Consider the following 23,954-nt stretch of genomic DNA (forward strand, 5'->3'; position numbering starts at 1 on the left):
TGCACATTTTTTTGAGTATAGTAAGGTAAACAGAAAGGCGCTTATGCTTTCTGTCTTGCTTATGAAAGAGTCGTCATCACCTGAGAGACATGCCTGCTCCAGCGCTGGGCTTCACTAAAAGCGTTGCTGACGTCCTCAATTTGTAAGCCAAGTTTTTGGCATTGAAACGAGAAATTCTGCCAGTCCGCCTGTTCAAAGCTTTCCTGCAGCGTTAATAATTCTCCCAAAGGCCCATCTCTTTTCACCAGTGCCGATTTGATGATTTCACTTAACGGTAATGACTCAAGTAATACGTCCAGCTTGTTGTCTAACATGGCATCCAAAAGAGAAAACATACCCATAATAAAGGCCTGATCCTGATGAGGACGGAAAATGTCATAACCGGACATTAACTGACAAAACTGGGCCCGCTGCATTGAGAGTGTATTCAGCTCCCTTGTTTTTTTATTTGTCATATACGATGCAGCGATCAAAGAGACAAATGTTTTAAGCCGATCCTCGCCGAGATAAACTAAGGCCTGTTTAAATGAGGAGATGGGCTTTTCCAGCCGGGTGGACATTGTGTTAACAAATCGCAGTAACTTGTAAGATAGAGCCACGTCCTTCTCGAGGATTCGTTCAACCCTATTAAAGTTGACTTCCGGTCGGCAAACTTCAGTGAAGAGCTGAAGGGCAATCACCTGGTCCGGGCTGACGTACCTCTGTTTGACAATATGGGGCTTACTGAAAAAGTACCCTTGGAAGAAACGGAATCCCGCCTGTAAAGCCGCCTCAAATTCTTCCGGTGTTTCTACCCGCTCTGCGAGAAACGCTGACTTCAGACCATTGGCTTTCTGCTGACGTACATAGTCACAGGCTTTTTCTATTCCCATCTGCATAACATCGAGTTTGATAATATGGATATAGGGAAGAAAGCGATTCCACGATTCCGTACATTCGAAATCGTCCAAAGCGATGATATACCCGTTACTGTGCAGGTGCCGGATAGCCGCAAGCAATTCATCCGTTGGTTCGCAGGTTTCCAGTATTTCAATCACGATTTTGTCTTTTGGTAAGCTTAGAGGTAAAAGGCGGACAATACTCAAATAAGGAAAGTTAATAAAGCAACGTGACGAGTGATAATTCGGATTGGTCCCTAAGGCAATAAAGTTTTCAACAATCAAACGATAAGTCGCACGGTTTTCTTCGATTCCTTTCGGAAAAGCATTGTTTTCTCCATCACGGAACAGAAGTTCATACCCAACGGTATGTTGCTTTCGGTTAAAGACAGGCTGACGTGCGACATAGCTATACATAAAATCGGCTATAGTATTTTTAACGATCTGTGCATTGTATCAAATTATGAGTAATTTCCATTCACTAATTTTTATTTTGGCTAAGTGCTCTAGCCCTCCAGCCCAAGAATCATTGGAAATCCATGACTAATCGTTGTAGATAGTGATAGATACCCTTTACGGGGAAAAAGTAACGGGGTGAAGTGAATTCCTTTAATGTAAACAAAAAAAGCGAACCTTTCGGCTCGCTTTGTCGATAAAGTTGGAAACTCGGAGCGAAAAGTGCACTTTACATCTTTGTCTTTTCGATAACTAAGATGGAAACTTTTCAACATCGTGAAACTGGCAATTTAGTGGACATTCTTGAGTTAAAGATATGGGCCATACAACGTCCTACGCTAAGAACCTTTAAGAGTTATGCTGTTGCCATTCTCAAACGTGGTACTGGCTTATCATTGATTGGAAGATGAATCAATGCAGCAATAAACGCTAGTATGGCCGCTGACCACCAAATTGGATCATAGGACCCGTAATAATCGTAGATACGACCGCCGACCCATGCCCCCAAAAAGCTGCCTACTTGGTGAGTGAAAAACACCAAACCATATAGTGTCGACAGGTAACGGGCTCCAAAGATTTGACGAACTAAACCAGATGTAAGTGGCACCGTTCCTAACCAACAAAAACCGATAGCACCACCGAAGATAATAGCAGTGAGCTCGGTGATAGGCAGTGCCAAAAAAGCACCGATCACAACCGTACGCATCACATACAGCGCAAACATCACATAACACTTGCTAAAGCGATCTGCCATTACACCCCAGAAATACGAGCCAAGGATGTTAAATATACCAACGTAAGCCAACGCCATTGCCGCAGTTGATGCAGGTAGGTTTTTATCCGCCAAATAACTAGGAAGGTGAGTCGCGATGAACATCACGTGGAAACCACACACAAAAAAGCCAGCATGAATCAACCAGTACCCTTTGTGTGCAAACGCTTCTTTCAAAGCGTCTTTTAGCGTTTGCTTGTCTTCGTGCACATGGTTAGCGGTATTTGCATTCCGCTCTGCCGTATTCATGAATAGTGCAAACAACACCATAAAGCTACACAGTACTGCGAACGTTTGCATTGCACTTTGCCAACCAGAAGCGCTCAATAATGCTTGTGCGCCAGGAATCATCGCAAACATGCCAAATGACCCTGCTGCCGTGGTCAAGCCAAAGGCTTTAGCCGCATGTTGCGCTGGTACCACTTTCGCTACTGCACCGAGTACGATCACGTAGCTGGTTGCACTTAAGCCAAGACCAACAAGCACACCTAGCGATAAGTACATCATGGTTGGCTCGGCGGTGATAGAAGTTAAGTACAGACCCACAGCGTAAGAGAGCGAGCCTAAAATGATGATACGTTTCGCCCCCCAACGGTCTGCGGCCATACCCACAAATGGCTGGAATGCTCCAAACAGTAAGTTTTGCAATGCAATAGCAAAGCTGAAGAACTCACGTCCTGTTTGGAAGTAGTCGGAAATCGGTGCCATGAAAATACCAAAGGATTGTCTGATCCCTAGACTGGTAATCAAAATACCTATACCTAGCCAAACAATGAGTGGAAAACGGAAAATAATCATAAATTGCTCTTATTAATGACTGTGGTGCTGAGAGTGCCCTTCATTGCTACCTATGGATTCGTGATCGCCATTGTTAATGGCTTGCGCTGCCACTATTTCCGATAACCTCGGTCAGTTTTAGACAAAGATTAATGACAGGCGCAACATGGTAAGCTCAAGTGAAAAATTAGAGTATAGAGTATTAGATAATGACACAAATGATAAAAAATGAAGTAATTTATGCAATTTATGCATATATCAATTTAGTCTCGAGAATCGAACATCCCCAGTATAGAGTTGCCTTGCAGTCAAACTTTCCGTAACACATTTTATTTATCAGGAACTATACCTTTAAGCTATTACGTGCATATCATTGCAATATAAAATCGTCAAAAGATCCCGAGGCTGTAAAGAGGAAGAGTTTAGAGTCTGGCTGGTTTACTGAAGATGAAATTGAAATGATGTAGCGTGGTTCTACATGTTAGTAATCAGGTGACAGCTATTTCTAGGTTACAGTGACGTGAAAAAAGGCGAACCAAATGGTTCGCCTTTTTTATTCAAGTTAGTTTCCAATTTAGTTATCGGTTTCCAACTCGGTTATCACAGTTTCCAACTTAGTTATCTGTGATCATCTGCCATTCTTAACTTTCATAACTGTCTATCGGCGGACAGCTGCAGACTAGGTGGCGGTCTCCGTAGACATTATCGACCCGGTTAACGGTCGGCCAGTACTTGGAGGCTTTGGTTTGTGCAGACGGAAAGCAGGCCAGCTCGCGCGAGTATGGGTGATCCCATTCTGTTGAGCCTAAATCTACCTGCGTATGCGGTGCATTGACTAGCGGGTTATCTTCCAGAGGCCATTCTCCCTTCTGAACCTTGTCAATTTCAGCTTTGATGGCAATCATTGCGTCACAGAAACGATCCAGTTCGGCGAGATCTTCCGATTCCGTCGGCTCAACCATTAAAGTACCGGCAACCGGGAACGACATGGTCGGAGCGTGGAAACCATAGTCCATCAGACGCTTGGCAATATCCTCTTCACTAATACCGGATGCTTCCTTAATCGGACGAATATCAACAATACATTCATGGGCAACCCGGCCGTTATTTCCCCGGTAGAGAATAGGGTAGTGTGGCAGCAGTCTCTCCATAATGTAGTTAGCATTCAGAATCGCAAGTCTGGTGGCGTGTGTCAGACCAGATGCGCCCAGCATTGTAATATAGGCCCAGGATATCGGCAGAATAGAAGCACTGCCCAGATCCGCTGCCGCAACGGCATAATCGTTGCCTTCCACACCGTTTTCAACATGTCCCGGCAGGAAAGGAGCCAGATGAGATTTAACCCCTATAGGGCCCATACCCGGACCACCGCCACCGTGAGGAATACTGAACGTTTTATGCAGGTTGAGGTGAGAGACATCGGAACCGATGGTTCCCGGCGAGGTTAATCCGACCTGTGCATTCATATTCGCACCATCAAGATACACCTGGCCACCGGCCGCATGCACCATTTCACACACGGTTTTTACCTGCTCTTCATATACACCATGAGTGGAAGGGTAGGTGATCATAATGCAGGAAAGCGCGTCTTTGTGTTTCTCGATCTTTTCACCGAGATCGGTCATATCGATATTGCCGGCCTCATCGCATTTCACAACCACGATTTTCATCGAAACCATAGAGGCAGACGCCGGGTTGGTGCCATGGGCTGACGCTGGGATCAGGCATACGTTACGATGCCCTTCACCATTACTTTGATGGTAACGCTGAATGGCAATCAGACCGGCGTATTCACCGGATGCCCCTGAGTTAGGCTGTAGTGAAAAAGCATCATAACCGGTAATAGCACAAAGCTTTACCTTAAGGTCATTCGCCAATGCGGCATAACCCTGTGTCTGTTCGGCCGGGACAAACGGATGGATGGAAGCAAATTCCGGCCAGCTGATAGGGATCATTTCTGCCGCCGCATTGAGTTTCATGGTGCAGCTGCCCAGCGGGATCATGCCGTGTGTCAGTGAAAAATCTTTATTCTCCAAACGCTTCAGATAACGCATCATCTGCGTTTCACTATGGTGGGAGTTAAATACCGGGTGGGTAAGGAACGCCGATTCGCGTTGGCAGGCTTCCGGAATGGCCTTCAGCTCGTCCTGAGCAATCTCCGCAGACAGACTCTGAATATCGTCAGTGATATTAAAGATGCCAAACAAGGCCTCAAGATCTGCGGTTGTGGCCGTTTCATCCAGACTAATACCGAGTTTGCCTTCTAGTTTTCTGAGGTTTATCTCAGCTTCGGATGCTCTGGTATAGAGCGCTTCAGTCTTGTCATCGGTAATAATCGTGATCGTGTCAAAAAAGCTCTGATGTTGCAGTTGGTATCCCGCTTTTATCAGACCTCGGGCAAATATGGCTGTCAGGTGATGAGTGCGACGAGCGATCTTACGCAGTCCTTCCGGACCGTGATACACAGCATAAAAAGCCGCCATATTGGCCAGCAGTGCCTGGGCAGTACAGATATTCGAGGTCGCTTTCTCCCGGCGAATATGTTGTTCACGGGTCTGCATGGCCATGCGCAGCGCCTGATTACCTTTGCTATCGACGGAAACACCAATAACACGACCCGGCATAGTGCGCTTATATTTATCTCGGGTTGCCATAAAGGCGGCATGAGGCCCGCCAAATCCGACCGGAACACCAAAACGCTGGCTGCTGCCAATCACGACATCGGCACCCATTTCTCCTGCTGGTTTCAGCATGATTGAGGCCAGCAGATCGGTGGCTACCGTAACGAGTGTTTTGTTTTCATGAGCCTGAAGAATAAGGCTGGACAGATCGCGAACTTCGCCGGTTGTCCCCGGGTACTGAAGCAGTGCGCCAAAGACATCGTGCTGAGGCAGCGCATCTGCCGGACCCGTCACTATGTCAAATCCGATAAATTCGGCACGAGTTTTAAGTACGGCCAGTGTTTGAGGGTGTACGTCGTCAGCAACAAAAAACGCCTTGCTTTTGTTTTTTCCCGCCCGCTTGCATAAAGTCATTGCCTCAGCAGCTGCCGTTGCTTCGTCCAGTAACGAGGCATTGGCTATATCCATTCCTGTCAGAACAGTCACCATCTGCTGGAAATTCAGCAGTGCCTCAAGACGTCCCTGAGATATTTCCGGCTGATAAGGTGTATAAGCAGTATACCAGCCTGGGTTTTCCAGTACATTACGCTGAATAACGTTAGGCGTATGGGTGTTGTAGTAACCCTGGCCAATAAAGGTCCGGTAAACGTTGTTTTGCCTGGCAAGCCGCTGTATCTCGCGGAGCATATCAACTTCACTGACCGGTCCCGGCAGGTTCAGGGGCTGGTTGAGACGGATAGCCGCCGGTATGGTCTGATCGATCAGATCGTTCAGACTTTCCGCTTTCACCGTGTTCAGCATCGTCCGCTGAGCCGTAGAGTCTATTCCGTTATGCCGGGTGATAAACTCGTTCTCAGTACTCAGGAGCGTTATAAGAGAGTGGTTTTGATCTGTCATAGCACTTTAGTCCGAATCGTCCGTTATTCGTCTTCTTCGATGGTATTGATATAGTCTTCTGCACCCTTCAGGTTATCCAGTTCAGAAGCATTACTCAATTTCACCTTGGCAATCCATCCGCCATCGTAAGGTTCTTCGTTAACCAGTTCCGGGCTGTCTTCCAGTTCTTCATTGACTTCGATAATTTGCCCTGAGACCGGAGCGTAAACATCGGAAGCTGCTTTTACTGACTCTACCAGAGAAAACTCTTCGCCCGCTTCGATTTCTGCATCTACTTCCGGCAGGTCTACAAACACCACATCGCCAAGCATCTTCTGTGCATGATCCGATATACCAATCGTGGCCGTTCCATCACCGTTATCTTTGACCCACTCGTGGCTGTCTGTGAACTTTAGTGTCATATCCATGTGTATGTTCTCCGAAAATAAAATAAATTGTTTTATAAAAACTGGTTAAAAGAGGTTCTCGTTGTGTTCTTTATTGATATGCAGGATTACCATCCACCATTCACTGAGAATAGCCGCTGTCGCATAAGTTTCTAATCCATTTTCTTAGCAACATACCGATTGTTTGATTGTTGATCAATAAAAAAGTTTCCTATTGGAAACTATGGCGCGATTTTTAGTTGAAAAATCTCGTAAGGTCAGTATAAGTTTGTAATTAGTACAAGCTATGTAAGACTTACTTTATTAACGAGATTTGAGCGATATAACGCTATGACAGATAAGATTACGGATCAGTACCCCTCACTGATGCTGGATAAAGAAAACAGAGATGAACGTATTGAACCTCTGAAGCTTGGCCAGCGAATCAAAGAAATACGGATGGGGCTTTCTTTGACACTGGAAGAAGCCAGTCAACGTACCGGACTGGCACGTTCTACGTTGTCAAAAATTGAAAATGAGCAGATATCGCCAACCTTCCAGGCGATGCAGAAGCTTGCCTCTGGGTTACAGATTGATATGCCCCAACTCTTTGAACCACCAAAGAAAAAAATCGCAATGGGACGACGGGATATTACGCTGAACGGGCAGGGTAAGCCACACCCAACGCCAACTTATGAGCACGAGCTGCTGGCGATACACCTTTCCAATAAGAAAATGATGCCTTTCAAAACCCGTATTCGTGCCAGAAATTTCGAGGATTATCATGGTTGGGTGAAGCACGATGGGGAAGAGTTTCTTCTGGTACTGGAAGGGGCGGTCATGTTTTATACGGAATTTTATGAGCCCATCAGTTTAACTGAAGGTGACAGTGCATATTATGATGCCAGCATGGGCCATATGCTGACTTCGGTTAGTGAGAAGGATGCGTTGATTTTATGGGTTACGGCACAATGAATGATGCTTTCCTGAATAGTTTCAGCTCGAAAAACAGGAAAATGCGTGATTCTTGAGCGTTGATCTGTTATTTCTTTTGTTTATAGTAGACTAAGTTTCTTATTGGAAATATTTTAAAGCTTGGGGTGTCAAACCCAAGTTATTGAACAAGGCTTTACGGAGAAAGCGATGACGCAGCAATTACAGAAAACACCTCTTTATGATCTTCATATTCAGGCCGGGGCAAAAATGGTGCCTTTCGCTGGTTTTGATATGCCAGTTCAGTACCCTCTGGGAGTCAAAAAAGAGCACCTTCATACCCGGGAAGCTGCAGGGCTTTTCGACGTTTCTCATATGGGGCAGCTGATTCTGCGAGGAGAGGGCGCTGCAAAGATGATGGAATCGCTGGTCCCGGTCGATGTTATTGATCTTCCTGCCGGTAAACAGCGGTATGCATTTTTTACCAATGAGCAAGGGGGGATTCTGGATGACCTGATGATCACTAATTTTGGGGATTATCTGTATGTCGTTGTGAATGCTGCCTGTAAAGCACAGGACATTGCTCATCTCAGAGCCCATTTATCGGAAGGTGTTAAGCTGGAGTTGCTGGATAACCGGGCGCTTCTTGCTCTGCAGGGGCCTGAAGCGGCAGCGGCATTGGCCCGAATTCAGCCAGAAGTGGCCGATATGGTCTTTATGGATGTGAAAATCATTGAGCTTGCCGGTGTCGAATGTTTTGTCAGCCGTAGCGGGTATACCGGTGAAGATGGCTTTGAAATATCTGTTCCCGCTGAATATGCCGCCGATCTGGCTGGCAAGCTAACCAGCTACCCGGAAGTTGAGTGGATTGGTCTGGGTGCCCGGGATTCGCTACGTCTTGAATGTGGGCTGTGTCTGTACGGGCATGATCTGGATACGACGACAACCCCGGTTGAAGCCAGTCTTCTTTGGGGAATAAGCAAAGTTCGCCGGATGGGCGGTGAGCGGCAAGGAGGCTTCCCTGGTGCCGATATCATTCTGGAGCAAATAGAGCAGAAAAATGCCACCAGAAAACGGGTAGGGCTGGTGGGGGAAACCAAGGCACCAGTACGTGAAGGCTGCAAACTATTTGACAGCCAGGATAACGAAATTGGAGTGGTAACGAGTGGTACCGCAGGACCGACCGCTGGGAAACCTGTTTCAATGGCTTATGTGAATACAGCGTTGTCTTCTGTCGGGACTCAGGTTTTTGCCGAAGTTCGGGGCAAGAAACTGCCAATGGCGGTGAGTAAAATGCCGTTTGTCCCTCAGCGGTATTACCGGGGCTAAGAGCAATAATATTGGCTCGCAACCGTTGGGCTATACTCTAGGAAAGCGTTTTTATCGGGATGTATCCGTTTCTGTCATTGATAGTCCGAGTTCATTCTCCTCCGGTGGAGGTGGAAGTGTTTCTCTTTTATCTTCCTTACTGCTGCTAATTATAAGGTTGGTAAGAAGGGAGTATTGATGGATCAAGACGAAAAAAGGGACACTTAAATAAGTGTCCCAAAAATGCCTACGGGGGCTGAGGCAAAATTGTTAAAGCGTGCTATTAAGCTTCAGCCGCAACTTCAGCTTTGTTGTGGTTCTTCAGGAATGCATATCCGAAACCAGTTACAGCAGTACCTGCTGCAATCGCTACCAGATACATCAGTACCGGAGAGATAGCGTTAGGGATGAACAGTACAAACAGACCGCCGTGTGGAGCAAGTAGCTTAGCACCGAACAGCATAGACAGAGCACCTGTTAGTGCACCACCAGCCATTGTACATGGGATAACGCGCATTGGATCGCGTGCTGCGAATGGGATAGCACCTTCTGAGATGAAGCACAGACCCAGGATGAAAGAAGCAACACCACCTTCACGCTCGTCTTCAGTAAATTTCTTCTTAGCAAGGAATGTTGCCAGACCCATACCCAGAGCAGGAACCATACCTGCAGCCATGATTGCAGCCATTGGAGCATAAGTTTCAGAAGCCAGCAGACCAACACCGAATGTATAAGCGGCTTTGTTTACCGGACCACCCAGGTCGAAACACATCATTGCGCCAAGGATAATACCCAGAAGAACGGCGTTTGCACTACCCATGTTGTTCAGGAACTCAGTCATTGCAGACATGATGCTTGCTACTGGGTCACCAACAACGTAAATCATTACCAGACCAGTGAACAGAGTCGCAACCAGAGGAATGATCAGGATTGGTTTAAGTGCTTCCATTGCTTGTGGAAGGTGTACTTTGTCAGCAACAAACTTCGCAGAGTAACCAGCGATGAAACCAGCTGCGATACCACCCAGGAAGCCAGAACCGATAGAAGCGGCCAACATACCACCAACAAGACCTGGTGCAAGCCCCGGACGGTCAGCAATTGAGAATGCGATGTAACCAGCAAGAACCGGAATCATCAGAGCGAAGGCAGAACCACCACCGATTTGCATCAGGGCAGCAGCCAGTGTGCCTTCTTCTTTAAACGCTTCGATACCGAATACGAAAGAAAGAGCGATAATCAGACCACCAGCAACGACAACAGGAAGCATGTGAGATACACCCGTCATCAGGTGCTTGTACACGCCTTTTTTCTCATCAGATGCAGATTCGCTTGAGGATGAACCAGAGTGTGAATAAACAGATGCTTGAGCGAATGCTTTATCCATTTCTTCAGCGGTTTTCTTCAGAGCTGGACCTGTGTTGGTTTTGTAAAGTTTTTTGCCGTTGAAACGATCCAGAGGAACGTCGATATCTGCAGCGATGATAACCAGATCAGCTTCTGCGATTTCTTGTTCAGTCAGTTGGTTTTTCGCACCAACAGAACCACGGGTTTCAACTTTGATTTGGTGACCGCGACGTTTACCTTCGTCTTCCAGTGCTTCAGCTGCCATAAAGGTGTGTGCAACACCAGTAGGACACGCTGTAATTGCAACGATTTTCTTCGCGCCGCCAGCTGCAGCAGGAGCTTCCTGAAGCGTTGTCGCCTGAGCTGAAGTCAGCTCTGTCGCACTTGCAGTTGCTTTTTCCAGCCACGCTTTTGGATCTGCAGTTACTTCTGAGATCTCTGCCTGGTAAACTTTTTTACCTACAAAACGAGTTGTATCGATAGGTGTGTTAGTCGCAATCACAACTGTATCTGCTTTTGCGATGTCGTCGGCTGAAAGGGTGTTACCTTCCACCACACTAGAATGACACTCAACCATGGCATTCCAGTTTAATGCCTTAGCGGCTTGTTCAAGTAATCCGGCTGCGATAATGCTGTTTGCAACACCGCTCGGACAAGCTGTGATAATGGCAATATTCATAATAATCGACCTTCTTATCTGTTAATTTCGAAGCGTTGATAACTTCAGAAAATAGTTAGTTAAGTTCTTTAAAGAGAATTTCTTTTTGTAGGGTTTCAAGCTCATCAAAGCTCGGTACGCCAACACCCACCTGCGAAACGGCTAAAGCAGACAGAGCGGTAGCGAAGCTTAATAGCTGAGGCTTATCCATTTCCTGCATATGGCCCCAGCAAAGACCGGCAACTAAGGTATCGCCTGCGCCAACTGTACTTACCACCTGCATTTTAGGTGGTTGAGAGCGCAGCCATTTACCTTGGTTTAACCACATAACACCGTCTGATCCCATTGAAACAACAATGTTTTCAATACCTTTGTCTGCAAGCTGCATTGCTGCTTCCTGACAGGCTTCTGGTGTTGTCAGTTCTTTACCGACAAAGTCGGAAAGTTCTTCATCATTTGGCTTAATAAGCCAAGGGTTTGCATCCAGGCCCGCAACTAAGGCATCACGGCTGCTGTCAAACAGCACCTTTTTGCCTTTTTCGTGCAGACGTTGAATCCATGAAGCACAAAGTTCCGGAGAGACGCCTTTCGGCAGGCTTCCCGCCATCACAAAATAATCGTGAGTTTCAGCCAGTCGGAACAGGTTTTCTTCAAACTGCTCGATAGCCACTTGATCCACAGGGACTCCAGGGAAGTTGATGTCGCTGACTTCACCTGATTTCTCTACCAGCTTCACGTTAATGCGGGTACCGCCATTAACACGAACAAACTCGTCTTTTGCACCAATCTGTTCAAACAGCTGGCAGAACAGTTCCTGGTTGTCACGGCCAAGAAAACCGGTCACGGTAACCTCTGCGCCTAAGTCAGACAGTACACGTGCTACGTTTACCCCTTTACCTGCCGCATGCAGTGAGCCTTGTTTTACCAGGCTTACTGTGCCGACATTCAGCGAATCCAGGCTGCCGGTAAGGTCCAGTGCCGGGTTCAGGGTGATAGTGACAACTTTCTTAGTAGTCATCATATGCTCCTTACGCTTCGCCCAGACCAGCTTCGATAGCAGCACCGATAGATTTCAGTGCATCTTGTGCATCATCACCGTCGGCAGTGAATTGCAGCTCATGGCCTTTTTTCACGCCCATCGCGATAACTTTCATCAGGCTCTTAGCGTTAACGGCTTTACCGTCGCCATTCAGGTTGGCCACTTTAATGTTGGATGCAAATTTCTTCGCTTCAGCAACCAGCATGGCACCAGGACGAGCATGCAGACCGTGTGCGTTCTTAATGATAAACACAGCACTGTTTCCGTCTGCACCGTTAACGGCATCGGCTTCGTCTTCGCCGCTGAAGAACGTCAGTAGTTCTTCGTTACGAGCTTCAATGATGGCGGTTTGTTTTTTCTGGAACACTAACTGGCTTAAGGTTTCCAGCATGTTGTGGTGAGCGTTGTTACATACAGAGAAAGCAATCAGGGCTTTTACCGGCTGCTCTTTGAACTTGAATTCAGTAGAAATAGAAACAAATGACATTGCCGTGCGGCTAACAGCATTGTTGCTGCCTACCAGCCAAAGGCCCTGGCCCAGGTGAGTAGGTTCTTTGGTTGCCAGCTCAGCAACAAAATCTGCGCTAACGGCTTCTTTGTTCTTCAGCAGGCCGCCGGCAACCGCACTTAGCTGAACCATGTCGCCAGCAGGGAAGTCGTGTAGAATCAGAGAAAGATCAAAGTCAGCGTTGAACTGAACTTCACCGTTCAGAAGCGCCATGATTTGTTCTTTAGAAGTGGCTTGTTGCAGCTTCTCTTCCACGCCGTCAGCAGAAAGTACTTTAGTCAGTTGCTTCAGGATACCAAGGTGTTCATCAGATTTAGCGGCAATACCGATAGCCACATAAACCGTGTTTCCGTCACCCCAGTTAACACCTGCTGGGAAGTGGTGTACAGCAACACCAGTGTTTTTTACAAGATCACGAGTGTCAGTAGTACCGTGAGGAATGGCAATGCCATTACCTAAGAACGTAGAGTTCTGTGCTTCACGGTTAAGCATGCCTTCCACGTAGTTCGCTTCAACCAGACCTTTCTCTGCAAGGTCTACGGCTAGCTCACGAATTGCATTTTTCTTATCGTCTGCTGCTTGTTGAAGTTTAATGTCTTGTGTTGTCAGTTTTAGCATGTTCGCCTCTCTGGCTCCCTAATGTTAGAGCTTGGTTATTCTCAATCGCTGAACCCGTTGCTGAATCGGTTCAGCAAAGCTTTAAAAAAATTCAGCAAAGCTATCTCAATATGTTGCTGACCAGTTTCACCTTAAAGGTAGGTGATGCGCTTCAAATTTCAAGTTTTGCTGAATCCTTTCAGCTTTTATACTGAATCGTTTCAGCGTATAATTCAATGCAGATTAGCAACTGACCTTTAGATTTATGATCTGACGCACACTACGGGATGAGAATCTACAGGAAAACGGTGATAAATATGACACTAGATGAAGTGGCAAAGCTGGCAGGAGTCTCAAAAACGACGGCCAGTTATGTGATTAACGGTAAGGCACAGAAGTACCGGATTAGTGAAAAAACGCAGAAAAAAGTGATGGCGGTCGTCGATGAGTACAACTACCGGCCGGACCTGACAGCCTCGTCACTACGTGCCGGGACCAGCCGGTCATTTGGCCTGATCATTCCTGATCTGGAAAACACCAGTTACGCGAGACTGGCAAAACTGCTGGAACAGAATTCCCGTAAAGCAGGTTATCAGATATTGATCGGCTGTTCCGATGATGATCCTGAAACCGAAAAGAAACTGTCTGAGGCATTAGTCAGCCGAAGAATTGAAGTGCTGTTTGTGGCCAGCTGTTTGCAGGATGGAAGCGACTATTATCTGAATGTTCAGAACTCAGGGACACCGGTTATTGCGATTGACCGTCCGTTAGACGATGAGCATTTTTCCTGTGTCGTTAGTGAAGATTTTTCATCAGCTTACGAGCTTACGCATTCCGTATTATCCGGTAATGTGAAAACAGTGGGTCTTATCGGAGCATTGCCTGAGCTGTATATTTCCAAAGAGCGCCAGCTTGGGTTTGAATCTGCTCTGAAGGCACAGTCTAAGCAATCGCTGATAGCTTACGGTAAGCATTATTCGCAAGAAAGTGGCCGTAAGATTTTCGAAAAATGGATCCATGATGGTGTATTGCCGGATGCTGTTATCACGACATCCTACACATTGTTGGAAGGGGTGTTAGATGTGCTTCTCGAACACCCGGCACTGATGAACCAGATTAAGTTGGGTACGTTTGGTGATAACCGTTTGCTGGACTTTTTGCCGGTTAAAATTAATTCCATGGCGCAGCAGTTTGAGCTTATTGCTGACAGTGCGCTGGAAATGGCGCTGAATGCCTCGGCGAAACGTTATCACTCCGGAATAGAGCTGATACAGCGTAAGATTATTCGCCGTTAACCTTCACCTAGAACATATCTTGACGCCTCTTTTTATTGTAAACGTTCCCGATAAAAGAGGCATTTTCCCCTCCTTTACTCACATTTTTTATATTAATACTGTATTTCATTGCAATTTAGTGAGCTTGGTACCTATTGTTTCTTCATGAATTCGCTAAATTGATTTAGCACATAACAGATAAGAGACAGACAGGAGGTGCGTATGGAGTCAGAGCAGATGGGTAGGGATGCACTGGAACTGGTGTTGGAATCCGTTGAACTGCCAAAGTTGACTAAAAAAGATGAAAAAGAGTTCCGTAAGCGGCTGGATCAGCACTTTCCTGATTTAATTGCAAAGCTACATCATCTCTATGGGGAACGTTACGATTTCTTTTACTATGTTCAAAAATTAGTGGTTGGCTTGGCGGCATCATTTGTTGCCCGAAAGCGCAAGCTGAAGAACAGAGATGAGCAAAGGCTAAAAGAGCCCACCTGGTACCGCAGTGAAAAAATGTTAGGTATGGCACTTTATGTTGACCTGTTTGCCGGTGATCTTAAGAACCTGAAAACCAAGATCCCTTATCTGCAGGAATTGGGGGTGAATTACGTGCATTTAATGCCACTGTACAAATCACCGGAAGGAAACAGTGATGGTGGCTATGCCGTATCAGATTACCGCAGTGTTGACCCTAAGCTGGGAACGGAAAAAGATTTAATCGCGGTGGCGGACGCTTTTAATGATGCCGGTATCAGTCTAGTACTGGATTTTGTTTTTAATCACACCTCTGATGAGCATGAATGGGCAAAGAAAGCACGGGAAGGGGACCCTAAATACGCAGATTTCTACTATTTCTTCGAGGATGAAAAAGAAGTTGAGGAGTACAACCAGACCTGCCGCGAAATTTTCCCTACCGTACGTCGGGGGAGCTTTACCTATCAGGATGATATGCAGAAGTGGGTGTGGACGACATTTAACAGTTTCCAGTGGGATCTGAATTTTTCCAATCCGGCCGTATTTAATGCGATCACGGATGAAATGCTGTTTCTGGCGAATATTGGCTGTGAAGGCCTGAGACTGGATGCACTGGCGTTTATCTGGAAAGAAAAATGGACTCAGTGTGAAAGCCTGCCAAAAGCGCATACGTTGATCCAGTGCTTTAATCTCTGCCTGCAGATTGTGGCACCTGCCGTTCAGTTTAAATCTGAGGCGATTGTCCACCCTGATGAAGTCGCTCAGTATATTGATAAAAAAGAGTGTCAGCTTTCTTATAATCCTTTGATGATGGCTTTAATGTGGGAAAGTCTGGCAACCCGCGAAACCAGGTTGCTGACGGCTTCTCTGAAAAAGAGTTTTGAAATTTCGCCAGAGTGTAGCTGGGTTAACTATATTCGCTGTCATGATGATATCGGCTGGACGTTCGATGATGCAATCGCGGAGCAGCAAGGTATTAACGGGTTTGACCACCGTAAATTCCTCAACCAGTTCTATACCGGGCGTTTTGAAGGTTCTTTTGCGGAAGGGGTGCCTTTTCAGGAAAACCCAACAACGGGGGATTGCCGGGTATGTGGCTCACTGGCATCACTGGCCGGGCTGGAAAAGGCACTGGAATCTGGTGATGCAACTGAGCTGGAATATGCATTGAAACGGGTTCGTCTGATGAACAGCATTAGTCTGAGCATCGGTGGCATACCTCTGATCTATCAGGGGGATGAACTGGGTATGCTGAATGACCATAGTTATCTGCAGGATGAACATAAGCGAGATGACTCCCGCTGGGTAAACCGCCCTTATATTACGGATGAGGCAGTAAAACTGGCAACGGATGGCGTATCACCACAAGCCAGAATTCACGATGAACTGAAACAGATGATCCGGATACGCCAGAATAGTCCGGTGTTTGGTATAGCAAACACCGAGATTCTGGAAACCTATCAGCCGCACTTGTTTGCTTATATCCGTGCGCATGACAATGGCGATAAGATGCTGGCCATCTGCAACTTTAGTGAGCAGGGGCAACGGGTACCTTTGTCTATCTGTGATGCTTTGGGAACCCGGGAGGTTGAAGATATCCTTCAGGGCAAAATTGCCGATTACGGGGATGAAATCGTTCTGGATGCGTATGATGTGTTATGGCTGAAAGCCGTAAGTTAACAGAGTGATGCTTTGCCCCTCACCTATTAAGGTGAGGGGCAAATCTGATGTTATACTTTGAAATACCCCAGCTCGCTTTGCTGTGCTTCTGCCAGTTGCGCAAGCTCTGTCGACGCCTGCAAAGTCTGGTTAATCGCAGCCACATTCTTATGAACCAAATCAAATGTCTGAGTCGTTGACTGAGAAATTTCTTCTGTTACCGCAAACTGCTGTTGTGAGGCTGTGGCAACCAGTGTGTTGATGTCTGATATTGATTGAGAGGCTGCAGTAATTTCCTCAAAGGCCGCTTTAATCTGATCGGCCAGAGTCACTGACTCTTCAATTAATTCAACGTTGGTTGCCATATTCTTATTCGCTTTCTGCGACTGAGACTGCAGCTTTTCAATGATTTCCTGAATGCTAACCGTTGATTCCTGTGTTTTGGTTGCTAGCACTCTGACTTCATCGGCAACAACAGCAAATCCGCGCCCCTGTTCGCCCGCTCTGGCTGCTTCAATAGCGGCATTGAGTGCCAACAGATTAGTCTGTTCGGAAATATTGTTGATGACCTCAGTAACTGAGCCAATTTCCTGTACGAACTGGCTTAGCTCATCCACAATACCTGCTGTAGTGGTGACCGAGTCATTAATTTGATCCGTGAGAAGGATATTTTTTTCCAGAGTTTGTTTACCACTGTCAACGCTGGTCTGGGTTTTCCGGGCTTCATCTTCTGCCATAACGGCTTTGTCACTCACCTCTTGTGAGGTGGATGAAAGCTCATTGATCGCTGTCGAAACCTGTTCTATTTGCTGTAATTCGTTCTGTGCGTTGTTCTGAGTATCACTCATCACCACATTCAGTTCCTGAGCGGCAGATGATACATTCTCGGAGATATTGTGAGAGTTTCTAATCAGGGTTGCCAGTTGGGCCGATAAATTGACCAAAGAACGGTAAATTCCCGTTTCCTTACCGGTCGGTATAAAGTTCTGGGTCAGGTCACCACCCGCCATTTTTTCCATTAGAGCGGCAATATCATCAGGGGCACCGCCAACTGGTTTGAGAACGAGTTTGTTGACGGTCAGCAGTAATATAATACCTGCAATAATCAGGCTAATGAGTCCGGTTATTGCGGTAGACAGTAACTGGTCATTCGCCGCCTCCTCAATAACAGTGTCTTGGATAAAAGTCACGTAGCTCCATCCGGTGATATCCAAATGAGACCAGAATGCAGTGAAATCGATATCTTTACCATCTACACTGGCGGTATAACTGAGTTCAGGCTTATCAGTACTGAACCCCTTATACAGAGGGCGGGCTTCGAATATACTCTTTCCGACCATTTCCGAATAAGGTGCAAGTAGTATGCTTCCGTTCTGAGCGTAAAGGAAAATATTACTTTTTTTAGCTAGCTCATCCAGTACCGCGTCAATGCGTACATTAGAAAATACAGCAGCATTACTATTTATTTTATAAATCACAGCCAGTACGGTGTTTCCGGTAACGGATGATTGGTATGGGGGAGAAATATAAAACTGTTTTCCCTGATTAAATACTGCATTGTAGTAGGGGCGGTTGCGTTCTTTTGCATTGAAGGGCAGTTTGTCTCCGGCTTCGTTATAGATGCTCCCGTCTTTAGTTACTATCGCAACTTCATCGCTTATGCTGCTTTGTGCCCGGTGGAGAGCACTTAGTTGTATCACTGCGCTTTCTGACAGCCGATCACCTTGTATGTCGGCCTTAGTTACACGCACTGAAGAGAGCATATGACGGTAGCTGGTTATCTTTTCTTCTAATTCAGCCTCGATGGTGGCGTTTTGCTCTCGCAGCAACTCTTTATTCTGATAAACACTTTCATTTTTAAAAGAATAGTAATTTAATGCAGCAAGTATAACGACGATGATAGTAATAAGGGCACTGAGTGTACCTATAATTTGGAGTTTAAATCTGTTCATGATTCACTCATTTATTGGTATAGATGTATTTTCAGTATCCATATTTCATAGCCATATATACAGGAAATTATGGCAATGAATATAACTACTGACGTTGGTATTAGTACAGTATCAGATGCTATTTATGTCAAATGCAACCCATAACCACCTGTAATTTAGATCTGTAATAATAAAAAAGAATTTTTATCTGGAAACTGATCTTTAATTAGATGATTTTTGGTATATGGTATGGTTTTCTTTTATGATCATCTGGTTGTTTTTGCTCAACAAACATATTCAACTTATTGATGTGTGTGTGATTTCTATGGGGTGGGTGCGGTATATTTACAGGCAGTCTGGCAGGTAATTAAGGTTAGGGAATGTTTATAAATCGCATAGAAATATCCCTCCCCCGAAGGGGAGAGAGTAATAAAGGTTATACTTTGAAATATCCCAGTTCGTTTTTCTGAGTTTCTGCTAATTGAGCCAGTTCTGAAGAGGCTTGCAGAGTTTGGTTAACCGCCGCAACATTTCTGTTCACTAAATCAAAGGTCTGAGTGGTTGACTGTGAGATCTCTTCTGTCACTGAGAATTGTTGCTGAGAAGCGGTGGCAACCAGAGCATTAATGTCTGATATTGACTGACTTGCAGCGGCAATCTCTTCAAATGCGGCTTTGATCTGATCGGCCAGAGCAACAGATTCTTCGATTAATTCAACGTTTTCTACCATGTTTTTATTGGCTATTTTAGACTGAGACTGCAGTTTTTCTATTATCTCCTGAATGCTAACGGTTGACTCCTGGGTTCTGGTTGCCAACACTCTCACTTCATCTGCGACAACGGCGAAGCCTCGCCCTTGCTCTCCGGCTCTGGCGGCTTCGATAGCGGCATTCAGCGCCAGCAGGTTGGTCTGCTCGGAGATATTATTAATGACTTCGGTGACGGATCCGATTTCCAGAACGAACTGACTGAGCTCATCGACGATACCGGCCGTTGTTGTGACGGACTCGTTAATTCGATCGGTCAGGCTGATATTTTTCTCCAGAGTTTGTTTGCCACTATTTACGCTGTGTTGTGTTTTTCTGGCTTCTTCTTCTGCCATAACGGCTTTATCACTGACTTCTTGTGACGTGGATGAAAGCTCATTAATCGCTGTTGAAACCTGCTCCATTTGTTGTAATTCACTCTGGGCATTGTTTTGTGTATCGGTCATGACAACGTTCAGTTCCTGAGCGGCAGAGGATACGTTTTCCGAAATGCTGTGCGAGGTTTTAATCAGAGTGGCTAACTGCGTGGATAAGTTAACCAGAGAAAGGTAGATCCCGGTCTCTTTCCCCGTTGAGCTCAGGTTCTGAGTCAGATCACCGGTAGCCATTTTTTCCATCAGTAAAGCAATATCATCAGGGGCACCACCAACGGGTTTTAGCACCAGTTTATTCATAATAAACATTAATATGACTCCCGCGATCAGTATGCTGAAAAAACCAATAACAGCAGTCGTTATAAGTTGTGAATTTGCCCCTTTCTCGATGGTGCTGTTTTTAATAAAAGTGACGTAATTCCATCCGGTTATATCTAGCTGCCCCCAGAAAGCCGTAAAATCTGTATTTTCGCCATTCACGGTAGCGGTATAACTAAGCTCTGGGGTTTCCCGGCTAAAATTTTTGTATAGCGGCCGTTCTGTAAATATATTTTTATTTATAAGTTCAGGGTAAGGGGCGGCGAGTATCACCCCTTCTTGTGTATAAACAAACATATTGTCTAACTCTAAAACCACATCAAGCATGGTATCGGTATTGACATTAGACAATACGGCTACTGAGTTATTGATTTTATAAGTAACAGCCATCACCATGTTGCCTGTTACCGAAGATTGATACGGAGGTGAAGTGTAGAAAGTTTTGCCTTGGTTGAATACGGCATTGTAGTACGCCCGGTTTGCTTGTTTTGCGTTAGTCGCTAGCTTTTCTCCTGTCGCATCGTACAAGCTACCGTCTTGTGTCAGCAAAAAGATACCATCACTGACTTTGTTGAGTATTTTGGCTAATGCCGCAAGTTGGTTTGTGGCATTCGTGGATAAGTGATCCCCCTGGATATCATCAGCTGATGCCTCAATAGATGCCAGGGTGTTGTGGAAGCTAAGGAGTTTTCCTGTCATTTGTGCATCAAGAGATTGATTATTTTCTCTTAATAGCTCTTTGTTCAGATGAATACTCTCATTTCTGAAAGCGTTGTAATTAAGCGTGGCCAAAATGATAACAATAACTGAAATAATGACACAGAGAGTGCCAACTATTTGAATTTTAAATTTATTCATGGGAGTACTCTAACGTTGTTACTTATATTTTTAAGTATCACTCAGCGAAGCATAAGAGATATGTTTATCAGGGGTGATAATATTATGGAACCGGATCCATAATATATTACTGAATATTATAAGCAACAAATATAGCATTGGATTTTGGAGTAAAAGCCCAAATTGTTGTAATTAAATTGAATGAGACCCTTTTAATATATGCAATAGATATCTTAATTAGGTATTAATAAAATTATTGCCACTCATCGGGGGCTTTCCAATGATTCAGCCAGTCAATAACGTTATATGCAGGCATCGGCTTAGCGATACCGTAGCCCTGAGCGTAACAATAGCCCATTTCTTTCAACTGCCTGCCGTGCTCATCGGTTTCCATTCCTTCGGCAATGACCTTTAAGTTAAATGCCTGACTAAGCGCCAGAATACCTTCCAGTATCATTCTGTCTTCACTGTCATCCAGCATATCAATCACAAAGCTGCTATCGACTTTCAGAACATTAACCGGGAGTTGTTTCAGATAGGTCAGTGAAGAGTAGCCGGTTCCAAAGTCATCCAGCGCAAAACTAATACCAAGCTCCTGACACTTGCTAATTTTTGCGGCAACTTTAGGTAAATTCTCCAGCGCTTGTGATTCAACGATTTCTAATTCCAGTAGTGACGCATCGAGATCAGGGTAACGGTTCAATTGCTCGCTGACTTTTGTTGCCAGTTTCTGCTGTTTAAAGTACAGATGACTGACATTAATGCTGACCGGGAGCTCAATGTTTTGTGCTCTCCATTCATCAAGCTGACGTAATGACTCCTGTACAACCCACTGGTCGATATCAATCATTACATTATGCTGCTCTATATCGGCCAGGAAAGCTCCTGGAGGTAGCAGACCTTTCTCTGGGTGCTGCCAGCGGATAAGCGCTTCCATGCCGATAACCTTTCCGGTTAACAAATTGACTTTTGGCTGGTAGAAGAGGCGGAACTCATTTCGTTCCAGAGCAAGTGAGACTTCATTCAGTGTCTGTTCCAGTTTAAGGGCGTTATTTTCTATCTGGGCGTCAAAAAAGTGGAAACGATTTCGACCACTGTTTTTAGCAATGTACATGGCTTGATCAGCTTGTCGTAACAGAATATCGGCTTCGATCGGGTTAGTTTGTGGGTAATTCGTTATACCAAAGCTGGCAGTGACAGATAAGGTACTGCCTTTATAGAAAACAGGTTCTGAAATAGCATTTAGCAGCTTGTGAGTCATTTCCAGGTCGTCTTCCGCATGTCGGGCGTTCAGCAGTAAAATAATAAATTCATCACCACCCAGACGGGCAACCGTATCGTTGTTGCGTATGGCATTTTTGACACGTAAGGAAATATGTCTGAGCAGGTAGTCTCCCTGATGGTGGCCATACAGGTCGTTAATGCTCTTAAATCCATCCAGGTCAAAATACATTATTGTAATTCGGGAACCGTTTCTGTCGGCATATTTCATCGCCTGATTCAGACGATCAGAAAAGAGAATACGGTTTGGAAGGCCTGTGAGCTGGTCGTGATGAGCGATGTGCTGAAGCTGCTTTTCATGATTCTTCTGGTCAGTGATATCCATGGAGATACCACAAAGCCCATACACTTCGTCATTTTGATTAATTAACGGAATTTTTGTTGTCTGAATATCACGGCTTTTTCTGTGTTTTGAGGTCCAGAACCCTTCTTCTTTCTTATAAAGTCGTTTTGTCTGAAATACTTTCTTATCTGCCTGGATGATTTTTGCTGCTGCTTCGGGCTCATACAGTTGTTCGGCTGTTTTGGAAATAACGTCTTGCGGAGGTAAACCCAAATATGAACAGAGCGCCCGGTTAGCAAATAGATAATGCCCTTGTTCATCTTTCATATAGATATATGCATCTATGTTGTCGAGAATAGTTCGCAGGCGAAGTTCATTTTCTTCGAGAGTCAGACTATGCAGGCGACGTAACCTGTTCTGATGGGCAAGTACAATGATTAACAGGCATAGCAGGACAATTATCGTGGTGACCACGCTGATTTCTCGCCAGTAGGCCTGCAAAAATGAATCGGTTTTATCCTGGTAACGAATGTCAGCATTTGCCGGTAACAATGAAAGCGGGATATTAAATTTCTCCAGTTGCCGGCTATCAAAAATCGGTAGATTAGGACTCTTAGTCAGGATTGGAACGGCATCTACAGGGGTACCTTCAAGTATTTTACGAGCTTTTATTCCCGCCTGACGGCCTTGTTCCTCCAGGCTGACCAGTATACCGCCGGTGATTCCCTCTCCCATACCATGTTCGTAAATATGAAAAACGGGGGCTTTCAGCCAATTCATTATAAGCTGAAGGGATTGTTCAAAGGACAGACTGTCGTTGACTGCATCACGGTATGCGGCAAGTAGGAGGACGGAATCATTTGGCGAGATTTTTCTCAGAGTGTCAGAAAACTGAGACCAGCGTAGCTGAGATAAATCGATAACCGTAAATGACAAATCTGGGTATGTTTTCTGGAAAGATTGGGCCTGGTGTAAATCAGACTGACCAGTCGGTGTATTATCTGCAATAAGGTAAAGTTGCTGTGTGTCTGGCCGTAACTGATGTATCAGCTTTATGGTCTCTCCAATAGAGACGGCTTCAACGACGCCGGTAATCAGTGGTTGCCGATGATTCGCCAGCTCAGCTGCTAATGTCTGATTGTTCAGGCCAAGAAAGACGACTGGAGTTCCGGGGAAAAGTTCGTTGCCATAACGACGTATAAAATCCAACGCGTTGTCATCCGCTACGACGACAAGGTCATACGTGGGCCGGTGTTTTAATTTATAAGCCAGAGAGTCATGAAATAATGCAACGCTGGTTTCATCATACAATCGCTTGCTGTCCATATATTCGACATCAATGACGGGTGGTTTTTTGCCAAAGCCAGCCAGGAGCCCGTGATATATCTGTGGAATGGTGGGGAAAGTGGTGTGGTAAGAATTAATGAGAAGAACACGGGATTCAGAGAGATCAACCGACTGTGCTGCCAGCAGTAGAGGTGCCTGTAAAAAAGTTGCCACCAGTATGGTCAGAATGATTGTTATTCTACGCACTCAAATTCCCATTCAACTTTATATCCTTATCTGATAAGGAAAAGTCTAGCTGGTATTGGCTTGTTTTTAAACA

General features: G+C 45.4%; 14 protein-coding genes. 4 read left to right on the forward strand and 10 right to left on the reverse strand.

Features of this window, described 5'->3' with window-relative positions:
• Nucleotides 1-59 precede the first annotated feature (59 nt).
• The 4 genes from DI392_RS10835 to gcvH all read right to left on the reverse strand — a co-directional run bounded on the left by DI392_RS10835 (nt 60) and on the right by gcvH (nt 6,808).
• The gene (locus DI392_RS10835; protein ID WP_109319926.1) at nt 60-1,295 is read right to left on the reverse strand and encodes an EAL and HDOD domain-containing protein; all 1,236 of its coding nucleotides are present in this window, start codon (nt 1,293-1,295) and stop codon (nt 60-62) included.
• 394 nt (nt 1,296-1,689) lie between these two features.
• Complete coding sequence (locus DI392_RS10840) at nt 1,690-2,904, reverse strand: MFS transporter (RefSeq protein WP_109319927.1); 1,215 nt, start codon at nt 2,902-2,904, stop codon at nt 1,690-1,692.
• Between the two features lie 620 nt (nt 2,905-3,524).
• Nucleotides 3,525-6,401: an aminomethyl-transferring glycine dehydrogenase gene (gcvP, locus tag DI392_RS10845; RefSeq protein ID WP_109319928.1), complete on the reverse strand. Its 2,877-nt coding sequence runs from the start codon at nt 6,399-6,401 to the stop codon at nt 3,525-3,527.
• 23 nt (nt 6,402-6,424) lie between these two features.
• Nucleotides 6,425-6,808, reverse strand: a complete 384-nt coding sequence (gene gcvH / locus DI392_RS10850) for a glycine cleavage system protein GcvH (protein ID WP_109319929.1) — start codon at nt 6,806-6,808, stop codon at nt 6,425-6,427.
• A 309-nt stretch (nt 6,809-7,117) separates the two neighbouring features.
• Between gcvH and DI392_RS10855 the strand changes: the two genes are divergently transcribed.
• Together DI392_RS10855 and gcvT are read left to right on the forward strand one after the other, a co-directional pair.
• The gene (locus DI392_RS10855; protein WP_109319930.1) at nt 7,118-7,741 is read left to right on the forward strand and encodes a helix-turn-helix domain-containing protein; all 624 of its coding nucleotides are present in this window, start codon (nt 7,118-7,120) and stop codon (nt 7,739-7,741) included.
• Between the two features lie 168 nt (nt 7,742-7,909).
• The gene (gene gcvT, locus DI392_RS10860) at nt 7,910-9,028 is read left to right on the forward strand and encodes a glycine cleavage system aminomethyltransferase GcvT (RefSeq protein ID WP_109319931.1); all 1,119 of its coding nucleotides are present in this window, start codon (nt 7,910-7,912) and stop codon (nt 9,026-9,028) included.
• 262 nt (nt 9,029-9,290) lie between these two features.
• Here gcvT and fruA read toward each other — a convergent pair whose 3' ends face one another.
• The 3 genes from fruA to fruB are packed head-to-tail and all read right to left on the reverse strand — an operon-like array spanning nt 9,291 to nt 13,174.
• Nucleotides 9,291-11,030, reverse strand: coding sequence for a PTS fructose transporter subunit IIBC (fruA, locus tag DI392_RS10865; RefSeq protein ID WP_109319932.1), 1,740 nt, complete (start codon nt 11,028-11,030; stop codon nt 9,291-9,293).
• A gap of 55 nt (nt 11,031-11,085) precedes the next feature.
• Nucleotides 11,086-12,030, reverse strand: a complete 945-nt coding sequence (gene pfkB / locus DI392_RS10870; protein WP_425445689.1) for a 1-phosphofructokinase — start codon at nt 12,028-12,030, stop codon at nt 11,086-11,088.
• A 7-nt stretch (nt 12,031-12,037) separates the two neighbouring features.
• On the reverse strand, nt 12,038-13,174 hold the full coding sequence (gene fruB / locus DI392_RS10875; RefSeq protein ID WP_109319934.1) for a fused PTS fructose transporter subunit IIA/HPr protein: 1,137 nt from the start codon (nt 13,172-13,174) through the stop codon (nt 12,038-12,040).
• A 296-nt stretch (nt 13,175-13,470) separates the two neighbouring features.
• Here fruB and cra point away from each other — a divergent pair, with 296 nt between their 5' ends.
• Both cra and DI392_RS10885 read left to right on the forward strand, forming a co-directional pair.
• A complete protein-coding gene (cra, locus tag DI392_RS10880) occupies nt 13,471-14,448 on the forward strand; it encodes a catabolite repressor/activator (RefSeq protein ID WP_109319935.1) in 978 nt (325 codons plus the stop codon).
• A gap of 201 nt (nt 14,449-14,649) precedes the next feature.
• Nucleotides 14,650-16,578, forward strand: coding sequence for an amylosucrase (locus DI392_RS10885; RefSeq protein ID WP_109319936.1), 1,929 nt, complete (start codon nt 14,650-14,652; stop codon nt 16,576-16,578).
• 50 nt (nt 16,579-16,628) lie between these two features.
• Here DI392_RS10885 and DI392_RS10890 read toward each other — a convergent pair whose 3' ends face one another.
• The 3 genes from DI392_RS10890 to DI392_RS10900 form a co-directional block, all read right to left on the reverse strand.
• On the reverse strand, nt 16,629-18,509 hold the full coding sequence (locus DI392_RS10890) for a methyl-accepting chemotaxis protein (RefSeq protein WP_109319937.1): 1,881 nt from the start codon (nt 18,507-18,509) through the stop codon (nt 16,629-16,631).
• Nucleotides 18,510-18,924: 415 nt separating this feature from the next.
• Nucleotides 18,925-20,805, reverse strand: a complete 1,881-nt coding sequence (locus DI392_RS10895) for a methyl-accepting chemotaxis protein (protein WP_109319938.1) — start codon at nt 20,803-20,805, stop codon at nt 18,925-18,927.
• 232 nt (nt 20,806-21,037) lie between these two features.
• Nucleotides 21,038-23,881, reverse strand: a complete 2,844-nt coding sequence (locus tag DI392_RS10900; protein ID WP_109319939.1) for an ABC transporter substrate binding protein — start codon at nt 23,879-23,881, stop codon at nt 21,038-21,040.
• Nucleotides 23,882-23,954 lie beyond the last annotated feature (73 nt).

This window comes from Vibrio albus (assembly GCF_003144035.1).
GTDB classification, from domain to species: Bacteria; Pseudomonadota; Gammaproteobacteria; order Enterobacterales; family Vibrionaceae; genus Vibrio; species Vibrio albus.